The organism is Romboutsia faecis, assembly GCF_014323405.1.
In the GTDB taxonomy this organism is placed as follows: domain Bacteria; phylum Bacillota; class Clostridia; order Peptostreptococcales; family Peptostreptococcaceae; genus Romboutsia_E; species Romboutsia_E faecis.
The window spans coordinates 213,273-235,994 of the sequence record NZ_JACRWE010000001.1 but is presented as its reverse complement, the minus strand read 5'-3'; the positions used below and the strand labels follow the sequence as shown (position 1 = coordinate 235,994).

The following is a 22,722-nucleotide window of genomic DNA, read 5'->3' as shown; positions in this document are numbered from 1 at the left end:
CTGAATCTAGAAAGGTTTATTCTGGATTAATATTTACATTCGTATATAAACAAAAAGATTGTAAATAATATATCCGTAATTGTATTTCGTGAAACCAAAATGACATTTTAATATTTATTTGCTTATAAGTTAAAGGGTAGATTTTTTACAGAATTATTTTTATATTTTAATACTAATTACAAATCAAAAATAATTATGCTTATTACTATATTTCATTATTATTTTGGTATTCATATATAAGTCAATTTATTATATTATTCAAATTAAAATTTTAATATTTAACTAGTATGATTAGTAGTTAATAATAAGTTAGAACACATAAACCAGTTTATAAAGGAGAATGAAAATTATGTTATTAATAAAAAATGGGAAAATAATAACCATGTCAGGAAAAACATATGATAATGGATCCATTTTGATAAAAGATAAAAAAATCTTAGAAATAAGTGAAAATATTAATTTAAATAATAAAGATTGTAAAGTAATTGATGCAAAAAACTGTTGGGTTATGCCAGGAATAATAGAAGCCCATTGTCATATTGGTATAAAAGAAGAAAGAAAAGGGTTTGAGGGTGATGACTGTAATGAAATGAATGAACCAATTACACCTTATCTAAGGGCTTTAGATGGAATAAATGTTATGGACTCAGCATTTCACACAGCTTTAACATCAGGAATTACGGGAGTAATGGTTGGACCAGGAAGTTCGAATGTAGTTGGAGGACAGTTTGCTTTTATTAAAACTCATGGAAGAGTAATAGATAATATGACTGTTCTTGAACCTGCAGCAATGAAAGTTGCATTTGGAGAGAATATAAAAACAAACTATAATCAAAAAAATATGGTTCCATCAACTCGTATGTCTGTAGCTGCACTTTTACGTGAGGAATTATTTAATGCTAAGCAATATAGTCAAAATAAACAAAACGCCATGAAAAATGGAGATAATTTTGAGGAAGTATTTAGAAAAGAATGCTGGTTACCCGTAATGAATAAAGAGATTCCTATAAAAGCACATGTACATAGAGCAGATGATATATTAACAGCAATACGAATAGCTAAAGAGTTTGATTTAAGATTAACATTAGATCATTGTACAGAAGGACATTTAATTGCAAATGAAATTAAAGAATCTGGATTTCCAGCAATAGTTGGCCCATCATTAGCAGTTAGAAATAAAATAGAGACTCAAAATTTAGATTTTAAAACAGCTGGTATACTGCACAAGGCCGGTGTTAAGGTAGCTATTACAACAGATCATCCAGTTACAAGAATACAAGATTTACCTATTTGCGCTGGATTTGCAGCTAAAGAAGGATTGGGAATAGAAGAAGGTCTTAAAGCTATCACCATAAATGCAGCAGAAATATGTAATGTATCAGATAGAGTTGGGAGTATAGAAGTAGGAAAAGATGCTGATATTGCAATTTTTGATGGAAATCCAATGGAAGTATTTACAAAGACTATGTATACTATAATTGATGGTGAGATAGTTTATGAAGCTAAGAGTGAAGAAAATAATTAGATGAAATCTATAGATAATTAATAGAATAATTAAATAAAAATAAAACAGTAGATAGATTGTTATAAATATTTACTGTTTTTTTATATAAATTTATAATAATTTATATAACTTTCTAGGGTATATTATACTGATAAAGAGTAAATAATAATTATAATAAAATTTAAATAAAATGGTAATATGATTTTATTATTGTTTTATATTAAAAGTGATAACAAAATCAACTTTAAAGACTTTGTTATCACTTTTTAATAGAAATTAATTATGTATTAACTTCTATACAACTTTTATTCAACAAATTATCTATTATTGTTGTTGCAGTTATTATTGTTATTATTGTTATTGTTGTTTCTAAAGTTGTTATTATTGTTGTTATTATTGTTGTTGTTATTGTTATTATTGTTGTTTCTAAAGTTGTTATTATTGTTGTTATTATTGTTTCTAAAGTTATTGTTGTTGTTATTGTTATTAGACATTATTATCACCTCACTTTCCTTCTTATTATGAGTAAAAATAAATAAAAATATACACTATAACTTATAAAATTTATATATAGTTAATTGATAAATATTTAAGCGTTTTGTATAAATTTTAAAAATTTTAGAGGTATAAATAAAATAGTGCATACAAAAAATATTTTTTATCTTAGATATTATATGTTAATTTTTAGACCAATTCTATTTAACAAATTGTATATTGTCGTTATTACATTAGTTTTAAGTTCATTAGTATTAAAGTTCATATTATCCCAAAATTCAATTATTACTTTATTAATAAAATATAAACTTTAAGATACTATGAATAATTCTAAATTTATTATCTTTAAAGTTATACTGATCTGAATATAATTTTAAAGATATTTTTGATTATCATAGATATAAATGTTTTTATAAAAATTATGTCATATTAATAAATCTTTATTCTAAAGAAATATGTTTAATATTAAATTAATACCACAAAATATTATAGAAATAATATTTTAATTTATTCTTATGAAATATAAGATGAATCAAATTATTTATAAAACAAATTAGTATATTGTGGAGGGAAGTATGAATAAAAAGCAAATTTATATTTTGGCTACAGGAGGAACCATATCAGCACAAGGAGATGAAGGAAAAACCTTAGGTTATACAAATGGGGTATTTAAATTAGGTAGTATCATAAAAACTTTAAAAGGAATAGAGAATATTTCTAATCTTGATGGAGAGCAAATATTTAACATTTCAAGTGAAGATATGTGTATAGATAAATTATTAATTTTAGCTAAACGAATAAATGAGCTATCTAAATTAGATAGTATAGATGCGTTTGTTATAATGCAAGGTACAGATACATTGGAAGAGAGCGCATTTTTTCTAAACCTTGTAGTTAAAACAAGTAAGCCAGTGATTATTACAGGTGCAATGAGGCCAGCGACAGCGAATAGTGCTGATGGGCCTAATAACTTATATGATGCAATAGTGGTGGCATCTAATAAGGATGCAGTTGGTAAAGGTGTTTTAGTAGTTTTTTCGGACTATATTATAAGCGGTAGAGATGTTCAAAAAGTTGATACTTTTAGATGTCAAGCATTTAATGGAAAAGAATTTGGGTGTTGTGGGTATGTGCATGATGATATTGTGAATTTTATAAATAAATCATTAAAACCCCACACGATAAATAGTGAATTTAATATTGATAATATTAAATCATTGCCTAAAGTAGGTATAGTATATTTTGATGCAGATCTAGATTCAGATATTTTTGATTATTATATTAGTCGTGATTATAAGGGGATTGTTATAGCAGGATCAGGAAGCGGAATGATAAGTAAAAGGTGGAAAAATAAAATATTAGAAATGACGAAAAATTCTATAGCAGTAGTAAGATCATCTATGGCTGAAGGTGGGAGCGTAGATAGGGACAATCTAGATGAAGAATATTGTACGATACCAGCATATACATTAACTCCTTTGAAAGCTAGAATATTACTTTCTATTGCGTTGGAAAAAAGTAATTCATATGATTATTTGAAAAGTGTTTTTGAGCGATATTAAAATATTATTAATGTATAGATTTATTAAATATAATAATAAGTATTTATAATAAAAAATAGAATCTTTATATAAAGATATCAATAAAATCTATTTTTATAAATGGGTAAATGTTTATACAGTTTAACCCATAAAAATAAGACTAATCTTACACTTTAAAATAATAATCTTAAAAGATAAATAATAATTAAGTATATTACTATGACTAAACCTTTTTTTAAATAAAAAAGTAAAGTTACAAAACTTGGCATAATTATTGCTTTATAAATATAATGAGTTTGAATTATAAAAAAGTTAAACTTTACATTAATTAAGAAAGGTGGAAATTTTAATGAAAGTAATCAAAACAACAAAAGCTCCAGGAGCTATAGGTCCTTATTCTCAAGGATATCAAGTTGGAGAATTAGTATTTACATCAGGTCAAATACCAGTAAATCCAGAAGATGGATCTGTACCTGTATCAATTTCAGAGCAAGCAGACCAAAGCTGCAAAAATGTTAAAGCTATATTAGAATCAGCAGGTACTAGTATTGAAAATGTATTTAAAACAACGTGCTTTCTAAATGATATGTCTGATTTTGCAGCATTTAATGAAGTATATGAAAAATACTTTGTATCAAATCCAGCACGTAGCTGTGTAGCGGTTAAGGATTTACCAAAGGGTGTTCTATGCGAAATTGAAGCTATAGCTGTTTTAAAAAGATAAATATTAAATTTAAATATACTTATATAGGAGAAGATTATTATGAAAATAACAGTAGTAGGAAGTCACTTATGTCCAGATACATTATACGCATTATGTGAATTAAGAAAAAAGAATGTAGAGATAGATTTTAAAAATTTATCAGCAAGTTTAGATGGACTAAAGGAATACTTAAGTTTACGTGAAGGGTTAGAAATATATAAAGATATAAGAGCTAATCATGGAATTGGAATACCGTGCTTTGTTTTGGAAGATGGAAGAAAAACATTAGACTTAGATGAAGTATTAGCAAAATAATTTAAAATAAATAAGCAAATCCTCTCTTTATTAAAAGGGAGGATTTGCTTATTTGTTTTAAATTTTGCCTTTTATATAAAATATTGATATAATTTTATCATGTCAAATATAATTACTAGGTATGGGGTGTAAATATGGAAAGAAAAGACTTAGCAATAATAACACTAAAAAAGGAGGCAGGGGAAATCTACGCTAACCAAATAAGAGAATTCTTAGGAGAGAATATAAAAATAAATTTATATTCATATGAAGAGAATAATATTATTTATTTCAATGAAAGGTTAGTTATTTTATCAGTAAGATTAAAATATCAAGAAATTGAATCGATTTGCTCACCTGATACACAGATAATTATACCTAAATTAACATTTGAAAAATCTAGTTTTAATAATGTTTCTAAGTTAGAAAAGAGTCAAACTGTATATGTATACAATTTATCTAGAAGTATGGCATTAGAAACAGTTGATCTTATACATAAATTAGGCAGTGGTATTTCAAAGCTTATACATTGTTATCCGGGATTTGAACGTATACCTTCAGGTTCTACAATCTTGACACCAGGAGAAGAAATTTTTATACCAATTGATAACTGTGAAGTTATAGACTTAGGATATAGAATAATTGATTTAGGGTGTATAGTTGATATTGCTGTAAAACTAAATCTTGATTACTTAATAAAAGAGGATTTACTAAAAAAGTTTATGGATAAAATAATACCAACTAGTTATATAACAGAAAAGCTTTTAGTAAATCAAACAAAGTTAGAAAATCAATTTGATTTTTTATTATCTTCAATAGATGAAGGTATAATATGCGTAGGTAATGATGGAATAGTTCAATTTTATAGTCACGTAGCAAAGGATATACTAGGTCTAAATGAAAATGAAATGATAGGAAAACATATTGAAGAATATATAAAAACTTGTAATTTTAATAATATTATAAATAGTGAAACTACTCACTTTCAAAGGCTTACTAAGGTTAATAATATAGATATAAATTTAGAAATAAAATATACAAATATAAATTTATTTACAGGTTATATAATGAAAGTTACTAAGTTTTATCAAGCTGAAAAAAAGCAAGCCAAACTTAGATCTCAATTGATAAACTCTGGAAATATAAGTAAATACACATTTGATGATATAATTGGAGAGAGCGAAAATATACAAAATACAAAGAAGATAGCATTTAAAATGGCTCAATCAAATTCATCAATTTTAATAATGGGTGAAAGTGGGACTGGAAAAGAATTATTTGCTCAATCTATTCACGGATCATCATCTAGAAATAATGGTCCTTTTGTGGCTGTTAACTGCAGTACATTTCAAGATGGACTTTTACAAAGTGAATTATTTGGATATGAAGAAGGGGCTTTTACAGGAGCTAAAAAGGGTGGAAAAATAGGCTTATTTGAACTTGCTAATAATGGAACTATTTTTTTAGATGAAATTGGTGAAATGGATTTAAGTTCTCAGGCAACATTACTTAGAGTGATACAAGAAAAACAAATTAGAAGAATAGGATCTGATAAGGTTATTGATGTAGATATAAGAATAATTGCAGCCACTAATAGAGATTTAAAAAAATTAGTTTGTGAAAATAAGTTTAGAAAAGATTTATTCTATAGGCTTAATGTACTACCTTTAAAAATTAGCCCGCTTAGAGAGCGTAGTGAGGATATATTACTAATATTTAATTCTTTTAAAAATAACCTTGATGCTAATTTTAAATTATCAGACGAAGTAATGAATATTTTTAAATCATATAATTGGGAAGGTAATATTAGAGAATTAAGAAACATAGCTGAGTATTGCTCTTACTTAGGCAAAAATATAATAGAAGAGTCTGATTTACCAGAATACATTGTTGAATCAATAGATTCTAAAGAAGAATGCAAACAATTATTAATGAAGAACACTCAAATAGAAATTCCAAAATTTAAAAGATCAATAAATGACTATATATTTGTTTTAGACAAAGTTAATAAAGCTTATACAAATAAAGAAAGAATTGGAAGAAGAAAAATTTATGAAGTTGCAGTATCAGAAGGTAGATTTTTAACAGAGCAACAAATTAGAAGTATTCTTCTAGAACTTCAAGACTATGAACTAATAAAAGTATTATCTGGGCGTGGGGGATCTATAATTACAGATAAGGGAGTATACTTTTTAGAGCAGAATAAATAATTATTAATTAAATCAATGGGGTTAATAGGTTATAAAACTAATCTATTAATCCCATTGATTTTTTTTACTGGTTAAATGGGTTAAATATGAAAGTATACTAAGTAAGACAGTATACTTTTATAGAAATATAAAATTGTAATATTATAGTATTGGAGAGGTTTTATTTTTTTGTTACATTTTTATAAAGTTGGCATAGATATTGCTATATATAAGTGTAATCAAAGATAATGGAGGTAATATAATTATGATTTACAATTTTGATGCTGTAATAGACAGAAGTAATAATTTTTCAGCAAAATGGTCAGAAATGGATAAGAAATATGGAAGTAATGACCTTCTTCCTATGTGGGTGGCAGATATGGACTTTAAGACAGCGCCAAGTGTAATCGATGCTATGAAAGAAAGATTAGATCAAGGTATATTTGGATATACAACTAGGCCAAACTCTTACAATGAATCAATTGTAAATTGGATCTCTAGAAGATATGGATGGGATATAAAGAGCGATTGGATAATATTTAGTCCAGGGGTTATGCCATCAATAAGTTTAATAATACAAGAAATGACTGAAAAAAATGATAAAATAATGATACAAGAACCAGTTTATAGTCCTTTTAATAGTGTTGTAAAAGATAATGAAAGAGAGTTAGTTATAAGCCCATTAATTAAATTAGAAGATGGTAGCTATATAATGGATTTTGAAGATATAGAGTCAAAAATAAAAGATGTAAAAATGTTCATACTATGTAATCCACACAATCCTGTGGGAAGAGTTTGGACTAAAGAAGAGTTAAAAAAATTAGGAGATATATGTATTAAGAATAATGTGAAAGTAATCTCAGATGAAATACATAGCGATATAATATTTAAAGGTAATAAACATATTCCATTTGCATCTATAAGTGAGGAATTCGCAAAAAACAGTATAACTTGCATGGCGCCAACTAAGACATTTAATTTAGCAGGATTACAAATGTCTCAAGTTATATTACCAAATGAAGAAGATTATATGAAATTAGATTCAGCATTTGCTAGATTAGATATAAGAAGAAATAATGCATTTAGTTTAGTAGCAACAGAAGCAGCTTATAACCATGGAGAAGATTGGTTAAAAGAATTTTTAGAGTATATAGAAGGCAATGCAGATTTTGCTATTAATTATATAGAAGAAAATATGCCGACATTAAAAGTTAAAAAGCCAGAAGGAACATATTTATTATGGGTAGATTTTAGTAAAACTGGACTAACTGATGATGAAGTTGCAAAAGCACTAATTGAAAAAGGTAAAGTAGCATTAAATAGTGGTGTTTCTTTTGGTATTGGGGGAAAAGGATACCAAAGAATAAATTTAGCTTGTCCTAGACCTATGGTAGAAGATGCATGTAATAGAATTAAGGTAGCTATTGAAGGTTAATAAAGATTAAGTATGATGAAATAGATTATTAGTATAATCTATTTCGTCATGTAAAAATAAATTTACTTGGAAATAAAATCTACACAATAAATAATTTTAATAAATTGGGGGCATAAAATGGAAATGAAAATAGAAAGAAGAAAACCTACATTTAGGTATGCTTTATTGGTAATGTTTTCGATAATAGCTTTAACAACTGTTGGTATGGTCGTATTTGATGCATCTATAACAACAATGTTCTTATTATCATGGTTAATAGTTGTACCAGCAGCAATGAAGCTTGGATATACAAATGCAGAAATAGAAGAGTTTGGATTCTCTGTAGGAAAGGATGCGTTTCAATCTAACATAATTATACTTTCTGTTGGTGTACTGATAGCTACTTGGATAGCTGCAGGTACTATACCAACAATAGTTTACAGTGGTCTTACAGTGATAACACCTAAGTATTTCTTACTTACTTCATTAATTGTATGTTCATTAACATCAATAGCAACTGGAACGTCTTGGGGAACATTAGGTACTTCGGGGATAGCATTAATGAGTATAGGAAATAGTATGGGAGTACCTCCAGGACTTACAGCAGGAGCAATAATATCAGGAGCATTTTTTGGTGATAAAATTTCCCCATTATCAGACTCTACAAATTTAGCAGCAGCTGTTTGTAAAACTGACGTTATAACGCATATAAAGCATATGACATATACAACTGTTCCAGCTTATATATTATGTATAATTTTATACACAGTAATAGGATTTAAATATGCAGATAATACAATTGATTATAATCAAATAAATGAGGTAATGGCTGTTTTAAAATCAAATTTTGAGATTGGATTTATAGCATTAATACCGATAATAGTATTATTAGGATTATTATTATTACAAAAACCACCTATAGTATCAATATTATCTTCAGCAGTTCTTGGATTAGTAATTGCTGTTGTTCGTGAAGGTGAAAAATTAGGGGATTTATTAAACTATATGTTAAATGGATATTCTATAGACACAGGTCTTCTTTATGCAGATAAGTTGTTAAATCGTGGTGGGATAATGAGTATGGCTGAAACTGTGTTATTAGTATTTATAGTATTTGTAATAGCAGGAATATTACAAAAAACAGGATTCTTAGAAGTATTATTACAACCAATGATAGATAAAATAGGTAATTCAAGAGCTAAGTTAGTTGGATCTACATTTATAGCAAGTTATGCAGCAAATGCATTTAGCTCATCTATGATGTTTACATCTGTGTTTATAGGTACTGTAATGTCGCCATTATATAAAGAATTCAAATTAAAGCCAGAAAATCTATCAAGAATAATAGAGGATACAGCTACATTGGGAGGTCCATTAATACCATGGAATTCAAATGCTATATTCTGTGGTCAAACATTAGGTTTGTCTCCATTAGAATTTATACCATACTGTTTTTTAAGTTGGATAACTCCTATAATTTCATTTATATATGGGGTGACTGGATTTAGTATGAAAACGTATACAGAAGAGGAATTTAAATTATTATTAGAAGAAGAAACAAAAGCTATATAAAAATAAGGAGTAATTAGCTATGGAATTTCATTATTATTATTTGATTCAAGATATTATTGGGCTGATAACAGCTTTTGTAGGAATAAGAATGCTTATGTTATGTTTTAGATTTGTATTTTATAATAAAATATCAAAGGTAACATATATTTTTATATCAAAATATATGTTAATTACACTTGCAGGTTCTAATTTATTGTTTAATCAGTTTGGATTAAAGCCTTGGATTATAAGTATAATATTGATATTTCTATCAACTGTAATTACACCAAAGAAAAAATTCATATAATCTCAGCACAAGAGCTGTCTTAAATGATGTAAAAATCATTCTGAGATAGCTTCTTTTATTGTATAAGTTAAACAGTCCTATTTAGTCATAATGAAATAAAGTATTTTTATTAATGTTAGATAGCTTGGAAAATTCTCCTATATAAAAATATTTTTTTATTTGAACATATTTTTATAATTCTCCTCATTGACTATCCTGTAACTGGATGCTTTATTATATATTAAGGAATTAAATATATCAAGGAGGTTAGAATGAGTAATTCATTAGAGAATAAGATAAACTTAACATCTTTAATAAAGTATACGTTTCCAACAGTTATAATGATGGTATTTTTCTCATTGAGTACGATTATAGATGGTATATTCGTATCTAGATATGTTGGATCGAATGCATTATCTGCAACTAATATTGTTTATCCTGTAATAAATATTTTAATAGGAATAAGTATAGTGTTTGCAACTGGTGGAAATGCTATAGTTGCAAAATATATGGGAGAAGGAAAAAATCAGGAAGCTAAAGAAACTTTTACTCTCATTACATTAAGCGCATTAGCCGTTGGATTAATAGTAGCTTTATTATCAATTCTATTTATAAAGAATATAATATACGGTTTAGGATCAACAGATAGCTTATATAAAAACTCTTTTGATTATCTGATTGTATTTTTAATTTTTGCACCAGTTATGATAGCGAAACTATTTTTTGATTATTTCTTAGTTACTGCAGGAGTACCTAAATTAGGTATGATAAGTTCAGTATCTGGTGGTATATTAAATATTATTTTAGATTATGTACTTATAGTAGTATTTAAAATGGGAGCACTTGGAGCTGCGCTTGCTACTTGTATAAGCTATGCACTTCCTGCAATGGTAGGAGTTATTTATTTTTCGAAAAAAAGTAATAACTTATGCTTTGCAAAGCCTAAATTTAAAATGAAATTGGTATTAGATAGTTGTATGAATGGATCTAGTGAAATGGTAACCCAAATGTCAGGTGCAGTTACAACATTCTTATATAATATAGCTATGCTAAGATTTTTAGGTGAAGATGGAGTAGCATCTATAACAATAATACTTTATGTACAGTTCTTATTAAACTCAGCATATATTGGATTTACGTCAGGTGTATCACCTCGTATAAGCTATAATTATGGTAGTAAAGATAAAGAGCAGATAAGAAAATTAATAAAATACAGTTTCATAATTATATCATTATTTGCTATTTTTATATTTATATCATCTAGGTACTTTTCAGATATTATAATAAGTATGTTTTCTTCGAAAGAAACTGATTTATATAATATAACTTTGAATGGATTTATGATATTTTCATTTAATTTCTTAGTTGTTGGTATGAATATTTTTGTATCAGGCATGTTTACAGCATTCTCAAATGGTAAGATTTCTGCAACTATCTCCATTCTTAGAACGTTTATACTATTTACTTTAGGTATTATAATTTTACCACAATTTTTAGGCGTAAATGGTGTATGGTTAGTTGTTCCATTTTCTGAATTCATAACCTTAATAGTTTCTTTAATTTTTATAAATAAATATAAGCATATCTATATGTATGGGAAAAAGAGAACTAATTTACATTTAGCATAGTCAATTAAAAAAATAAATTGATTAATTAAAAGAAAAATCTTATCAACTGCTTTAATTTTTCTGAAATTACTGAGATGAAATATAGAAAATCTGCATTATCGAAGAAAAAATAATAAAACAAATCAATAATTTCTATAAGAAAGAACTAATACTTAAATTAAAAGATTTTGAAGAAGCAAGAAAGTATTTAGAAACTAATATAAATAAAAAAACGAACTCTATTGATTAGAGTTTGTTTTTTATTTTAATCCTAGATCTGAGAGCATTTCAGATATTCCATATATCTCATCATATTTAGAATAATATTCATTAAACACATCTTCAACAGATGAATCTTGATAAACATTAAATTCAATACCTTTAAATTCTCCCCTAATACACATAAAAGTAGTATCATTCAAATAATTTATTAATCTTAAAATATAGTCTCTTATATTATCTTCTGGTAAAACTTTTAACTCATCTATACTTTGAGCAACTATATACGCCAATTGACTTATTTCTTCTGAAGAAATACTTTCATTTAATTGAGCTTTTATATGCTCTAAAACTTCTTCAGTAAATTCTAACTCATCTATATTTTCATCGGCTAAAATATGTTGTATTTTATCTAAAATGAGAGAATCATTCCAGACGTATTTATTAGCATGATTATTATTGTTAAGTTTATCATTCATTTTATAAATCTCCTAAGTTTAATTTAATTTCATTATACCAAAAAATAACAACTTGTACTTATCGAAGTTTAGTACTAATTAGAAATAGTTATAAAATCCTATTATTAAATTGTAATAAGTTTCAATCTTTATTTTTTTGTTTTAGGGAATTAAAGGACAATAAGAAAAATATAAATAATATGTAGTAAAATAGTCCAATGTAAGAGGGTGTATAAATTGAATAAAAGAGAAAGAAAAAGAATTACTTATATAACAAAAGAATCTTTAAATAAAAAAGGAGGGTTACCTTTAATGACAAGATTTTTAATAAGTAAATCATTATCTATATCTGTGTCAACTGAAAGTATATATGACAATTTTAAGGATAGTAAAATATTATTAGGTAGCAGTAAAAATTTTAAAGTGAAGGTATTTAAAAAGAAAAAGGCTTTATAAAATAGTATTAAGGTAGGTTTAATTAATATATGAAAGTGTGTATAATCTATGGAAATGAGAGAAAAGAGAACACATACAATTCTGTACAAATTGTAAAAGAGTACCTTTTAAAAAAAGAAGATATAGAGTATATTGAATATTTTTTGCCTAAAGATATGCCTAATTTCTGTATAGGGTGCTTTAATTGTTTTTATAAAGGAAGGGAACAGTGCCCACATTCAGAATATACAATGAAAATATATAATAGCATGAGAGAAGCAGATGGGTTAATATTTGCATCTCCAGTTTATGTAATGGATGTAACATCGCAAATGAAAACTTTATTAGATCACTATGGACATATGTATATGGTACATATGCCGATGGAAGAGATGTTTACTAAAAGTGCGTTAATAGTATCAACAACAGCAGGAGCGGGTACTAAATATTCATTAGGTACAATAGAAAGATCTCTTAAATATTGGGGAGTAAGTAAAATTTTTAAGTGTGGATTAACAGTCAGAAGTAAAAAATGGAATGAAATAGAAGGAAATCGAAAAGCTAAATGTATAAGTAGTTTAGAAAATAAAGCTAGTAAATTTTATGAATCTTTATTAAAAAAGAAATCTCCTTCATTATTTGTAAAGGGGATGTTTCAAATATTTATTATGGCCCACAAGAGTGAAAATTCATTACCAATAGAAAGAGAATATTGGGAAGAAAAAGGATGGCTCAATGGAACAAAACCTTGGAAATAAAAATAAAAGTAAGGTAATAATTTTTTGAGTGAATAGGTATTCGATGAATCAAAAAAACTTTACAAGTCTATAATATACTGCCAATAGATATTTTTAATAATATAGTAAAATATCTTATCTAATTAAGAAAGGGGAATACATATGCAATATTATATTGTAGATGCTTTTACAAACGAATCTTTTGAAGGAAATCCAGCTGGAGTATGTGTATGACTTAAAGTGGAATGTTAGAAGTTAAAAAAGAAGAAGATTTTTATACAATGGATTTTCCAAATAGAATGCCTTGTAAAATAAACATAACAGATGAAATCATTGAAGCATTAGGAAAATCACCGTTAGAAGCATATTTATCAAGAGACTTAGTACTTATCTATAGCAAAGAAGATGATATTAAAGAACTAAAACCTGATTTTGCAAAGTTAGAATTATTAACAGATGGACTAGGGACAGTACTTACACCTAATGGAAAGGGCGAATTTAAGTTAAATTCGCTCTTTTTAAATAATAATTAGGTATATACTATCTAGTTTTAAAGTACTATTATTATTTATGAAATAAGTAAAAGATATATCAAACTTAATAGTTTTAATACATATTTTTTAGAAATATCTAATTTTTACCAAGAACATCTTTTGCTAATTCTATAAAATACTTTTCAGCTATACTCAAATAAGAATTTTTTAGATATAAGACAGCAATATCCCATTTTAGTGGAGCATTTTCTATATCAAATAAATCAAAATCATGTATAGGTTTAGTTGTATTTAAAATCATTTCAGAAACAAAACAAATTCCAAGACCAGAAGTTGCTAGTCTGAATGCAGTAGCAGTATTGGATGTTTCAAAAATAATTTTTGGTTCAAATTCATAATAATCATAAATTGCATCTGCAAGTCTTCTTATTCTATGACTTTTTTTAGTGAGTATAAAATTTATATCTTTTAATTCATCTAATGTAATAATATTTGAAGAATTAGTATGTAAATTTTTTGATTCTAAGTAACCTTTCTTACAAGCAAGTCTAATTTTTTCTTCGTATAAAACCTCGCAGGTTATTTTATTATCAGCACTAGGAAAAGAAGTTAAAACTAAATCTACTTTACCTGAAATAAGACTACTTTCTAATAAATTAGAATCGCCTTCAACAACACATATTTCAATGCCAGGATACTTTTCTTTAAATTTAGGTAGAATAAGTGGAAGTACATGAGTACCTCTAACAGAAGGTATTCCAACGGTTATTTTTCCTTTTTTCATACTGGAAATATCGCTAAATTCTTTTATTAGGTTATTTTCTAAGTTAATAATTTCCTTTGCAGTTTCAACATATCTTTCGCCTGCATAGGTAAGTGATATTGGATTAGTACTTCTATCAAAAATTTGAATTCCAAGTTCTTTTTCGATATTCGATACTATATTACTTAATGAAGGCTGGGATATAAAAAGTTGTGAAGCTGCCTTTGAAATACTTTTTAGCTCCGAAATAGTTATAATATATTTTAATTTTTTTGTATTCATAAATATACCCTTTAATCTTAAATTTTTAATTCATATATAATTATATTTAAATTTTATAAAAAGCACATATAGCTTTTTTTATATAACAATTATAATTATTTATATATTTTACATTATGACTATATGTTAGTACTATAAAAATATAGAAAAATTATTTTAAATATATAGCATAAAGGAGTATGATTATGAATTTTAAAATTGCATTAATAAAAGGGGATGGGATAGGGCCAGAGATAAGTAATGAAACTGTAAAGATTTTAAATACAATCGAAAAATTATATAATCATAATTTTAAGATAGAAGAAGTTATTGGAGCAGGGGATGCAGTAGACAAATTAGGAGAACCTTTACCAAATGAAAGTTTAAAAGCTTGTGTAGAAAGCGATGCTGTAATAGTAGGTAATGTTGGCGGTAGTAAGTGGAATACAGTAGAATTAGATAAAAAACCTGTCAGGGCTCTTTTAAAAATAAGAGAAGTTTTGAATGTATCTACTAACTTAAGACCTATAACTTTAAATAAAGATTTAATGGAGTTTTCTCCACTTAAGGAAAGTATAATTTCAAAGGGGATAGATATACTTGTTGTAAGGGATTTGGTTGGGAGTGTAATTTGTGGGGAGAAAAAATACTCTATCGGAAAAAATGGTAGAGAAGCTAGTGATTTAGAATATTATAATGAGGAGATAATAAAAAAATCAGCTAAACTAGCATTTAGTTCGGCAATGAAAAGAAGAAATAAGGTTTCAAGTATTGATAAGTCAAATATATTATCAAGTTCTAGACTATGGAAAGAGGTAGTGAATGAAGAGTCAAAGTACTATCCAAATGTTAATCTTACTCATCATCTTGTAGATACAGCAGCAATGGAGGTTATACTAAATCCAGATAAGTTTGATGTTATAGTCACTTCTAATATGTTTGGAGATATATTAGCAGATGAGCTTAGCCAAATAACTGGAACGGCATGTATGTTACCATCAGCAGAAATTGATTGTAATGGTAAAGGATTATTCACTCCGAATCAATTACATCATCCAGATGAAAGTATAATTGGAAAAGATAAGGCAAATCCTATTGGATTAATATCATCAGCAGCACTTATGCTTAGATATTCATTTAAGTTATATGAAGAGGCTAACCTAATAGAGAGAGCTATTTATAAGGTTATAAGTCAGGGATTTAGAACGGAAGATATTTATAGTGATGGTAATAACTTAGTTGGGACAAGTTTGATGGGAGACTTGATTTGTTCTTGTATGTGTGAATTGTTTGATAAAGCTTATCCTGTTGAAACGGTTGCTATATAATAAAAGGATGTATCTATTAGATACATCCTTTTATTATATAGTGAAATTTTAATGATTAAATGGTAATCATTGATTTCTTTGAATTTTGATATAAGAAAATAACAATTATTAAAGTTAATATCTCAGCACAAGGTACAGTTGCCCAAAATCCAGCAATGCCAAATAATTTAGGAATTATCATAACTCCTATAATTATAAATATAATACATCTTGAAGCAGCAACTACTATAGAAGCTAAAGCTTTACCAATTGATGTAAAATATCCTGAAAAAATAACATTCAGACCATTGATTAAGAATGCTAGAGCATATATTTTAGCACCATTGATAGCTAATTCAAATACTTCTGGATTACTACTTACAAATAATTCTATTAGGCTTTCTTTGAAAAACATTATTACTCCAAATATTATTGTTCCTAAGGATAGAGATACTATAGTAGAAAGCTTTAGTATCCCTTTAATTCTGGAGTATTCTTTTACACCATAATTATAATATATTATTGGTCCAATTCCTGCTGCTATACCACCAGTTATTAAGTTAGCAAATATTGATATATAAGGTATTGCGGTGAATGCAGATACGCCATGCTCACCAGCAATATTCATAAAAGCTAAATTAAATACAAATGAAGTAGTAGCGGCAGCTAAAGATCCAACACCTTCTGATGAACCATTAGATAATAAATTAGCAGAATAATTTAAATTAAATTTACCAGAGTACATGTTTATAATAGTTTCCTTATTTAAAAATGGAACTACAGAAATTATAAATATAGTTCAGAAGAGCATGGTGGAAAAGGTCTAGGATTAACATTAACTAGACAATTGATTGAGCTTCATAAGGGAAACATTTTTGTAGAAAGTGAATTAGGAAAAGGTAGTGAGTTTGTTATTTTATTACCAGAAAAACAAAATGTAAATAAAGAACATGACAATAGATAAAGTACTAAGATAATTATACAAATTAGTATGAATCATAATATTAAAAATTATATACAGGGGAAGGTATTTACATTGTAATAATTTTAATATACAATAGAGTAAATTAATTAATAAGAAAGGAGCAATGATATGAAAACTTTATTAAACTTAAACAATAAAAATAAAATACATTGCTCTTATATAAAAATTTAAACTATAATTTATAATAAGATAAATTAATCAAACTATCTTAGAGCAAAAGATATAATATATTGCTTTAAGATAGTTTTTTTTATAAAAATTCACCTAAACAAGATTAAGGAGGAACAGAAAATGAATAGAGTATGTAATCATTTTATAAGATTAAGAGGATAGTACACGGATTGTGGCTAATATTTAAAAGATAAAAAGTCATAATCCTGAGCATTCTAAAAAGTTAAATAGCTAAAGCAGAGGAGATTATGAATATGAAACAAAGAGGAATTATAGTAGGAGTTAATATAAATAACATAGATAATTTTGAGGAATCAATGATAGAACTTAAAAATCTATGTGAGGCTTGTAATATTGAAGTAGTTGGAGAAGTTACGCAAAATTCAAAAAAAGTAAATTCAACATTCTATATAGGAAGTGGTAAAGTTGATGAGTTAATAGCTTATGTATCTTCCTTAGAAGTTGATATTTTAATCTTTAACAATGAATTATCAGCGTCACAGATAAAAAATATTGAGGGTAAGGTAAAATGTGATGTTGTTGATAGAACAGCTCTAATCTTAGAGATATTTGCAAGTAGAGCAAAAACTAGAGAGGCTAAGCTTCAAGTAGAGGTTGCAAGACTTAAATATGAACTTCCTAGATTGATAGGGGCTAATACAAAGTTAGGACGTCAAAGTGGAGGCGTAGGAACTAAAAATAAGGGGACAGGAGAGAAAAAGTTAGAACTTGACCGTAGAAAGATAGAAGAGAAAATATATGATTTAAATAAGGAATTAGAAACTTTAAAATATCAAAGAGAAACTCAAAGAAACAAAAGAAAAAAATCAGAAATACCAAGTGTAGCATTAGTAGGTTATACAAATGCTGGAAAATCATCGATAATGAATGCTTTAGTTAGCAAATTCATGAAAAATGATGATAAAAAGGTATTTGAGAAAGATATGTTATTTGCAACTCTTGAAACTTATGTTAGAAATATAAAGTTATATAATAATAAATCATTTTTATTATCTGATACAGTTGGATTTGTAAGTGATTTACCTCATGAGTTGGTAAAAGCATTTAGATCGACATTAGAAGAAATCTGTGAAGCAGATTTATTATTACATGTAGTGGACATATCTAATCCAAGTTTTGAAAATCATATAGATATAACTAATCATACTTTAAAAGAAATTGGTGCAGATAATATCCCTGTAATTTACGTATATAATAAAATTGATTTGTTAGATATAGCTGACAGAGAAAATGGAGTATGTATATCTGCCAAAAACAATATAGGAATAGACGAGTTAATAGAAAAAATAAGTAAAAATATATTTTCGGATTATGTAAATTGCAAAATGATGATTCCTTACTCAAAAGGTAAGGTACTATCTTATTTAAATCAAAACTCAACTATATTTAATACTGAATACACAGAAGATGGAACAGTTTTAGATATAGAGTTAAGCCTTAGTAGTTATAATAAATATAAGGAATTTGAAGTGAATAATTAAAACTAAATATATACTTAAGATTAAAATATAAAAAACTGAAGGAGTGTTTCCTTCAGTTTTTTTATTGTTATAGTTTTTATGAATATAAGTTAAAAATTATATTTTTTTAGTTTTAAATTGTTTTCTAATAGTATTAACACCTTCAATCATAAGGACTACTGCTAATATAATAAGAAGTACAGAAAGGGTTATACGTATATAACACCAACCAAGTGCAGCTCCCCCAGCAACTATTGTAAATACATTAGATTTAATAGTAAATACTAAAGATGTAACTGTAACTACTAACATAAATATCATTGGGAAGAATAACATTTTATTATTTCTACCAAGGTTACCTATCCATGCTGCAACAGCAAGTAATCCAAGTGCTGCTAGTAATTGGTTGGCAGCTCCAAATAATGCCCAGATATTTGCATAACCAGTAAGACCAAGACCTATTCCTAATGCTACTGTAATTAGTGTTGCTACATATGGATTAGTTATAGTCTTTTTAAATCCTGAAACTTCTTCGATACTTTCTCCAGGAGCAAGCCAGAACTCTTGGAACATATAACGAGCTAGACGAGTTGCTGTATCAAGTGAAGTCAAGCAGAAAACAGAAACAGTTAATACTAATAAAGAGTAAGCTGTGTTATAAACCCCACCAAGACCAGGTATTTTACTTAACATAGAAGCTATACCAGTTGCAAATACAACAGTAGGTGTTACTGTTGTTCCTGTTGAATAATCTTTCCAAATGTATCCAACTGCACAAACTGCGATTAAGGCAAGTGCACATTCTACTAACATAGCACCATAAGCTATAGGACGAGCATCTTTTTCATTATCCAATTGTTTTGCAGTAGTCCCAGATGCAACTAAAGAGTGGAATCCTGAAATAGCACCACAAGCTATAGTTACAAATAAAGCAGGGAATAAATATCCAAGAGATGTTCCTGTAGGTGCAATTGTATCAACGAATCCAGTAAATGCAGGTATATCTAATGTTGGATGAGAACCTAAGATGCCAACTACAGCAAGAGCAATCATACCATATAGTAAGAATGAACTTAAATAGTCACGAGGTTGAAGTAAAATCCAAACTGGTGTTACAGATGCAACTAAAATATAAATGCCGATGATAACCATCCAAGCATTTGAGCTTAAATAAATAGGATGATAGTTAATACCTATAGCTATACAAATAATTATTGATATAACACCAATAATAGTTGATACACCTAAAGATGCGTTACGTCTATAAACAAAAAATCCAAATCCAATAGCAACTATAATAAATAATAAAGAAATCATTGCTGTAGATGCATTTGTTGCACTAGCAGCATAATCAATTGCTCCAGAATCAGTAAATGTGGCTTTGAAAGTATCTGCAACTATTGATGCAAAAGCTGCTACAACCAATAGTAATGTTAAGTAAGAGAATATAATAAATAATTTTTTAGCACGAGAGCCAATATTTTGGCCTATAACTTCTCCTATTGATTGACCTTTATGACGTATAGATGCTAATAAAGCACCAAAGTCATGTGTTGCACCAAAGAATATACCACCAATTAAAATCCAAAGAACAACTGGAATCCATCCAAATACAGCTGCTTGAATGGGGCCATTAATTGGACCAGCACCAGCTATAGAAGAAAAGTGATGACCTAAAAGAACAGGTGCCTTTGCAGGTACATAGTCCAAACCATCTTCTAATTCATGAGAAGGTGTAGTGTGCTTCTCGTCAAGTCCCCATTTTTCAGCTAACCATTTACCGTAAGTAACATAGCCAATAAATAAAATAACAATACCAATTATTAATATAAGTGCTGCATTCATAAAATACCCTCCTTTTTATAATTAATTTTCATAAAACTTAATTATAAGTAAATTTTTAAAAGGTGAAATTAAATTTAGTCTTAAGTTTATTTTGATTTATAATTATTAATTATGTTTGTTTAAATCTTCTTTTAACACCTTTAAAAGTAGAAGAGCGCTCTATTAATAAATCTTCTAAAAATTTAGTTGTTCCCCTTGCACTTTTATTGCCATATATTTTAGATTTCTCTAAATTAATGCAAGTGATATGATAGTCCATCCATCCATGAATAGAAAATTTGAAGTTTTTAAAGATTTTACACTTTTTTAGCGTTCTTTCAGCTTCTTTATCACAAGAATCGCAAATAAATATTGTTGTTATATAAGAATACATATGACCAGGCTTGGGGTTAATTAGATTCATGCCATTTGTATATGCAAAATTTTTACATATCGTAAAAAGTTCATTAGTTAAATTGCTTGTTTTAAAGATATATACATACTCATTGGCATCTGCATCCCATAGCTTTGCTTTTTTTGTTAGAACAAATTTTTCATTGTGAACATGAAATTCACATTTTGCTACAAGTGGTACATCGCTTTCCTGATAGCTTTCTATGTCATAATAACTTTCGTAGCTTTTTAGGATTTTCTCTAAAATCTTGTCTTTGTCACGGCTCAGTAGCATTTTATTTCACCCCCTATTAAGATATTTTAATTTTCAGATAAATATAACTAAGAAACAATATATAGTAAAAAAGTTTTAAGCCTTCAAAGGATATTGATAAATTTATGATACAATTAAATATACCTATTTTATGCTAATAAACAAAAAGGAGTGAGTTATGAAATCTAACAATAAAAAAACACAAAATAAAGAAAAGATAAAGAAAGTAGCATTATTTATATTTATGATGCTAATTGGATCTATAGGAGGATTTTTATGGGGATACATATTACCTTCTAGTGATGCTGAATCAAGTATGGATATTATTAAACTTGTGATAAGTATTGGAATTTTTATATTAGCATTTTTCATTCAGATAATACTACATGAAGCTGGACATTTAATATGTGGACTATTATCAGGATACGAATTTGTATCATTTAGAGTTGGAAGTCTAACATTAGTAAAAGAAGATGGGAAATTTGCTATAAAGAAATTTAGCATAAAAGGAACAGGTGGTCAATGCCTGTTAATGCCTAAAAATGATAATTATAAAGAGTGTCATTATATTTTATATAATTTAGGTGGAGTATTAATGAACTTAATAGTCTCAGTTATATTTTTTATTTTATATACAGTATTTAAAGGTAACTCATATGTATATATAGCTTTAATTTCTATGGTTATTGCAGGTATACTAATTTTTATAACTAATGGTGTACCCATGAAAATAAGTGGAGTAGCCAATGATGGTTATAATTTAGTATCTATTATAAAAAATGACCTTATGAAGTATTGCTTTTATATGCAGTTAAAAGTAAATGGTCTACTACATAAAGGGATAAGAATAAAAGATATGCCATTAGAGTGGTTTTTAATTGATAAGAATGCAGACTTTAGCAATCCCCTTGTATCTAGTATTAAATGTCTTGAAGCGAATTATTATCATGATAAATTAGAATTTGATAAAGCAAAAGATTGTTATGAATTTTTACTAAATTATTTTCCAAAAATAATTCCTTTATATGAAAATGAGATAAAATGTGAATTACTTTTTTACGAAATAATAGGTGAAAAAAATGAAGAAATAATTAATGATTTATATACAAAAAAACTAAAATCATATATAAAAGCAACAGATTGCTATATAACAAGAAAACGATTAAATTATGCTTATGCTTTGATAATCGAAAAAGATCTTGAAAAAGTTAATAGAATATTAAACGAAATTGAAAAAGTTAAGAAAACTTATCCTGTAAAATCTGAAATTGAAAGTGAACTTGAAATAATTGATTTTGTAACAAACTATAAAAGAATGAAATGTTAGATTATCTAT

General features: G+C 27.0%; 21 protein-coding genes and 1 pseudogene. 16 read left to right on the top strand and 6 right to left on the bottom strand.

The window, feature by feature from the left end; translation table 11 throughout:
* The first annotated feature begins 349 nt into the window (after window positions 1-349).
* On the top strand, window positions 350-1,525 hold the full coding sequence (locus H8923_RS01110) for an amidohydrolase (RefSeq protein WP_153971448.1): 1,176 nt from the start codon (window positions 350-352) through the stop codon (window positions 1,523-1,525).
* Between the two features lie 296 nt (window positions 1,526-1,821).
* Here the strand turns inward: H8923_RS01110 and H8923_RS01105 are convergent, their stop codons facing one another.
* Window positions 1,822-1,998 (bottom strand): hypothetical protein, encoded by a 177-nt coding sequence (locus tag H8923_RS01105; protein WP_187127798.1) that lies wholly within the window; start codon window positions 1,996-1,998, stop codon window positions 1,822-1,824.
* A gap of 576 nt (window positions 1,999-2,574) precedes the next feature.
* On the opposite strand from H8923_RS01105, the gene H8923_RS01100 reads away from it, so the two are divergent.
* The 8 genes from H8923_RS01100 (at window position 2,575) to H8923_RS01065 (ending at window position 11,605) form a co-directional block, all read left to right on the top strand.
* On the top strand, window positions 2,575-3,561 hold the full coding sequence (locus H8923_RS01100; RefSeq protein WP_153971449.1) for an asparaginase: 987 nt from the start codon (window positions 2,575-2,577) through the stop codon (window positions 3,559-3,561).
* A 328-nt stretch (window positions 3,562-3,889) separates the two neighbouring features.
* Window positions 3,890-4,264, top strand: coding sequence for a RidA family protein (locus tag H8923_RS01095; protein ID WP_153971450.1), 375 nt, complete (start codon window positions 3,890-3,892; stop codon window positions 4,262-4,264).
* Between the two features lie 39 nt (window positions 4,265-4,303).
* Window positions 4,304-4,558, top strand: a complete 255-nt coding sequence (locus tag H8923_RS01090; RefSeq protein ID WP_153971451.1) for a glutaredoxin — start codon at window positions 4,304-4,306, stop codon at window positions 4,556-4,558.
* Between the two features lie 134 nt (window positions 4,559-4,692).
* Window positions 4,693-6,747 carry a sigma-54 interaction domain-containing protein gene (locus H8923_RS01085; RefSeq protein ID WP_153971452.1) on the top strand — a complete coding sequence of 685 codons (2,055 nt, stop codon included), beginning with the start codon at window positions 4,693-4,695 and terminating at the stop codon, window positions 6,745-6,747.
* A gap of 244 nt (window positions 6,748-6,991) precedes the next feature.
* Window positions 6,992-8,161 carry a MalY/PatB family protein gene (locus H8923_RS01080; protein WP_153971453.1) on the top strand — a complete coding sequence of 390 codons (1,170 nt, stop codon included), beginning with the start codon at window positions 6,992-6,994 and terminating at the stop codon, window positions 8,159-8,161.
* Window positions 8,162-8,278: 117 nt separating this feature from the next.
* Window positions 8,279-9,712, top strand: coding sequence for a Na+/H+ antiporter NhaC (gene nhaC / locus H8923_RS01075; protein WP_153971454.1), 1,434 nt, complete (start codon window positions 8,279-8,281; stop codon window positions 9,710-9,712).
* A 19-nt stretch (window positions 9,713-9,731) separates the two neighbouring features.
* A complete protein-coding gene (locus tag H8923_RS01070) occupies window positions 9,732-9,998 on the top strand; it encodes a hypothetical protein (RefSeq protein WP_153971455.1) in 267 nt (88 codons plus the stop codon).
* Between the two features lie 251 nt (window positions 9,999-10,249).
* Window positions 10,250-11,605 (top strand): MATE family efflux transporter, encoded by a 1,356-nt coding sequence (locus tag H8923_RS01065; RefSeq protein WP_153971456.1) that lies wholly within the window; start codon window positions 10,250-10,252, stop codon window positions 11,603-11,605.
* 239 nt (window positions 11,606-11,844) lie between these two features.
* Here H8923_RS01065 and H8923_RS01060 read toward each other — a convergent pair whose 3' ends face one another.
* The gene (locus tag H8923_RS01060) at window positions 11,845-12,282 is read right to left on the bottom strand and encodes a hypothetical protein (protein WP_153971457.1); all 438 of its coding nucleotides are present in this window, start codon (window positions 12,280-12,282) and stop codon (window positions 11,845-11,847) included.
* Window positions 12,283-12,498: 216 nt separating this feature from the next.
* Between H8923_RS01060 and H8923_RS01055 the strand changes: the two genes are divergently transcribed.
* The 3 genes from H8923_RS01055 (at window position 12,499) to H8923_RS01045 (ending at window position 13,966) form a co-directional block, all read left to right on the top strand.
* Complete coding sequence (locus H8923_RS01055; RefSeq protein ID WP_153971458.1) at window positions 12,499-12,717, top strand: hypothetical protein; 219 nt, start codon at window positions 12,499-12,501, stop codon at window positions 12,715-12,717.
* 29 nt (window positions 12,718-12,746) lie between these two features.
* Entirely contained in the window at window positions 12,747-13,454 is a 708-nt protein-coding gene (locus H8923_RS01050; protein WP_153971459.1) for a flavodoxin family protein, read from the top strand.
* A 224-nt stretch (window positions 13,455-13,678) separates the two neighbouring features.
* On the top strand, window positions 13,679-13,966 hold the full coding sequence (locus H8923_RS01045; RefSeq protein WP_153971460.1) for a hypothetical protein: 288 nt from the start codon (window positions 13,679-13,681) through the stop codon (window positions 13,964-13,966).
* A gap of 97 nt (window positions 13,967-14,063) precedes the next feature.
* Here the strand turns inward: H8923_RS01045 and H8923_RS01040 are convergent, their stop codons facing one another.
* The gene (locus H8923_RS01040) at window positions 14,064-14,972 is read right to left on the bottom strand and encodes a LysR family transcriptional regulator (RefSeq protein WP_153971461.1); all 909 of its coding nucleotides are present in this window, start codon (window positions 14,970-14,972) and stop codon (window positions 14,064-14,066) included.
* Between the two features lie 185 nt (window positions 14,973-15,157).
* Between H8923_RS01040 and leuB the strand changes: the two genes are divergently transcribed.
* Window positions 15,158-16,279: a 3-isopropylmalate dehydrogenase gene (leuB, locus tag H8923_RS01035; protein ID WP_153971462.1), complete on the top strand. Its 1,122-nt coding sequence runs from the start codon at window positions 15,158-15,160 to the stop codon at window positions 16,277-16,279.
* Window positions 16,280-16,334: 55 nt separating this feature from the next.
* On the opposite strand, the gene H8923_RS01030 is transcribed toward leuB, so the two are convergent.
* Window positions 16,335-17,003: an MATE family efflux transporter gene (locus H8923_RS01030; protein WP_153971463.1), complete on the bottom strand. Its 669-nt coding sequence runs from the start codon at window positions 17,001-17,003 to the stop codon at window positions 16,335-16,337.
* A 60-nt stretch (window positions 17,004-17,063) separates the two neighbouring features.
* Between H8923_RS01030 and H8923_RS17725 the strand changes: the two are divergent.
* Window positions 17,064-17,222 (top strand): annotated as a pseudogene (locus H8923_RS17725) (ATP-binding protein); the annotation flags it as partial.
* A gap of 446 nt (window positions 17,223-17,668) precedes the next feature.
* Window positions 17,669-18,916, top strand: a complete 1,248-nt coding sequence (gene hflX, locus H8923_RS01020; protein ID WP_172976709.1) for a GTPase HflX — start codon at window positions 17,669-17,671, stop codon at window positions 18,914-18,916.
* 96 nt (window positions 18,917-19,012) lie between these two features.
* Here hflX and H8923_RS01015 read toward each other — a convergent pair whose 3' ends face one another.
* Complete coding sequence (locus H8923_RS01015; RefSeq protein ID WP_153971465.1) at window positions 19,013-20,740, bottom strand: carbon starvation CstA family protein; 1,728 nt, start codon at window positions 20,738-20,740, stop codon at window positions 19,013-19,015.
* A gap of 109 nt (window positions 20,741-20,849) precedes the next feature.
* Window positions 20,850-21,407, bottom strand: coding sequence for a hypothetical protein (locus tag H8923_RS01010; RefSeq protein ID WP_153971466.1), 558 nt, complete (start codon window positions 21,405-21,407; stop codon window positions 20,850-20,852).
* Window positions 21,408-21,564: 157 nt separating this feature from the next.
* Here H8923_RS01010 and H8923_RS01005 point away from each other — a divergent pair, with 157 nt between their 5' ends.
* Window positions 21,565-22,713, top strand: coding sequence for a M50 family metallopeptidase (locus tag H8923_RS01005; RefSeq protein ID WP_153971467.1), 1,149 nt, complete (start codon window positions 21,565-21,567; stop codon window positions 22,711-22,713).
* Window positions 22,714-22,722: the final 9 nt, after the last annotated feature.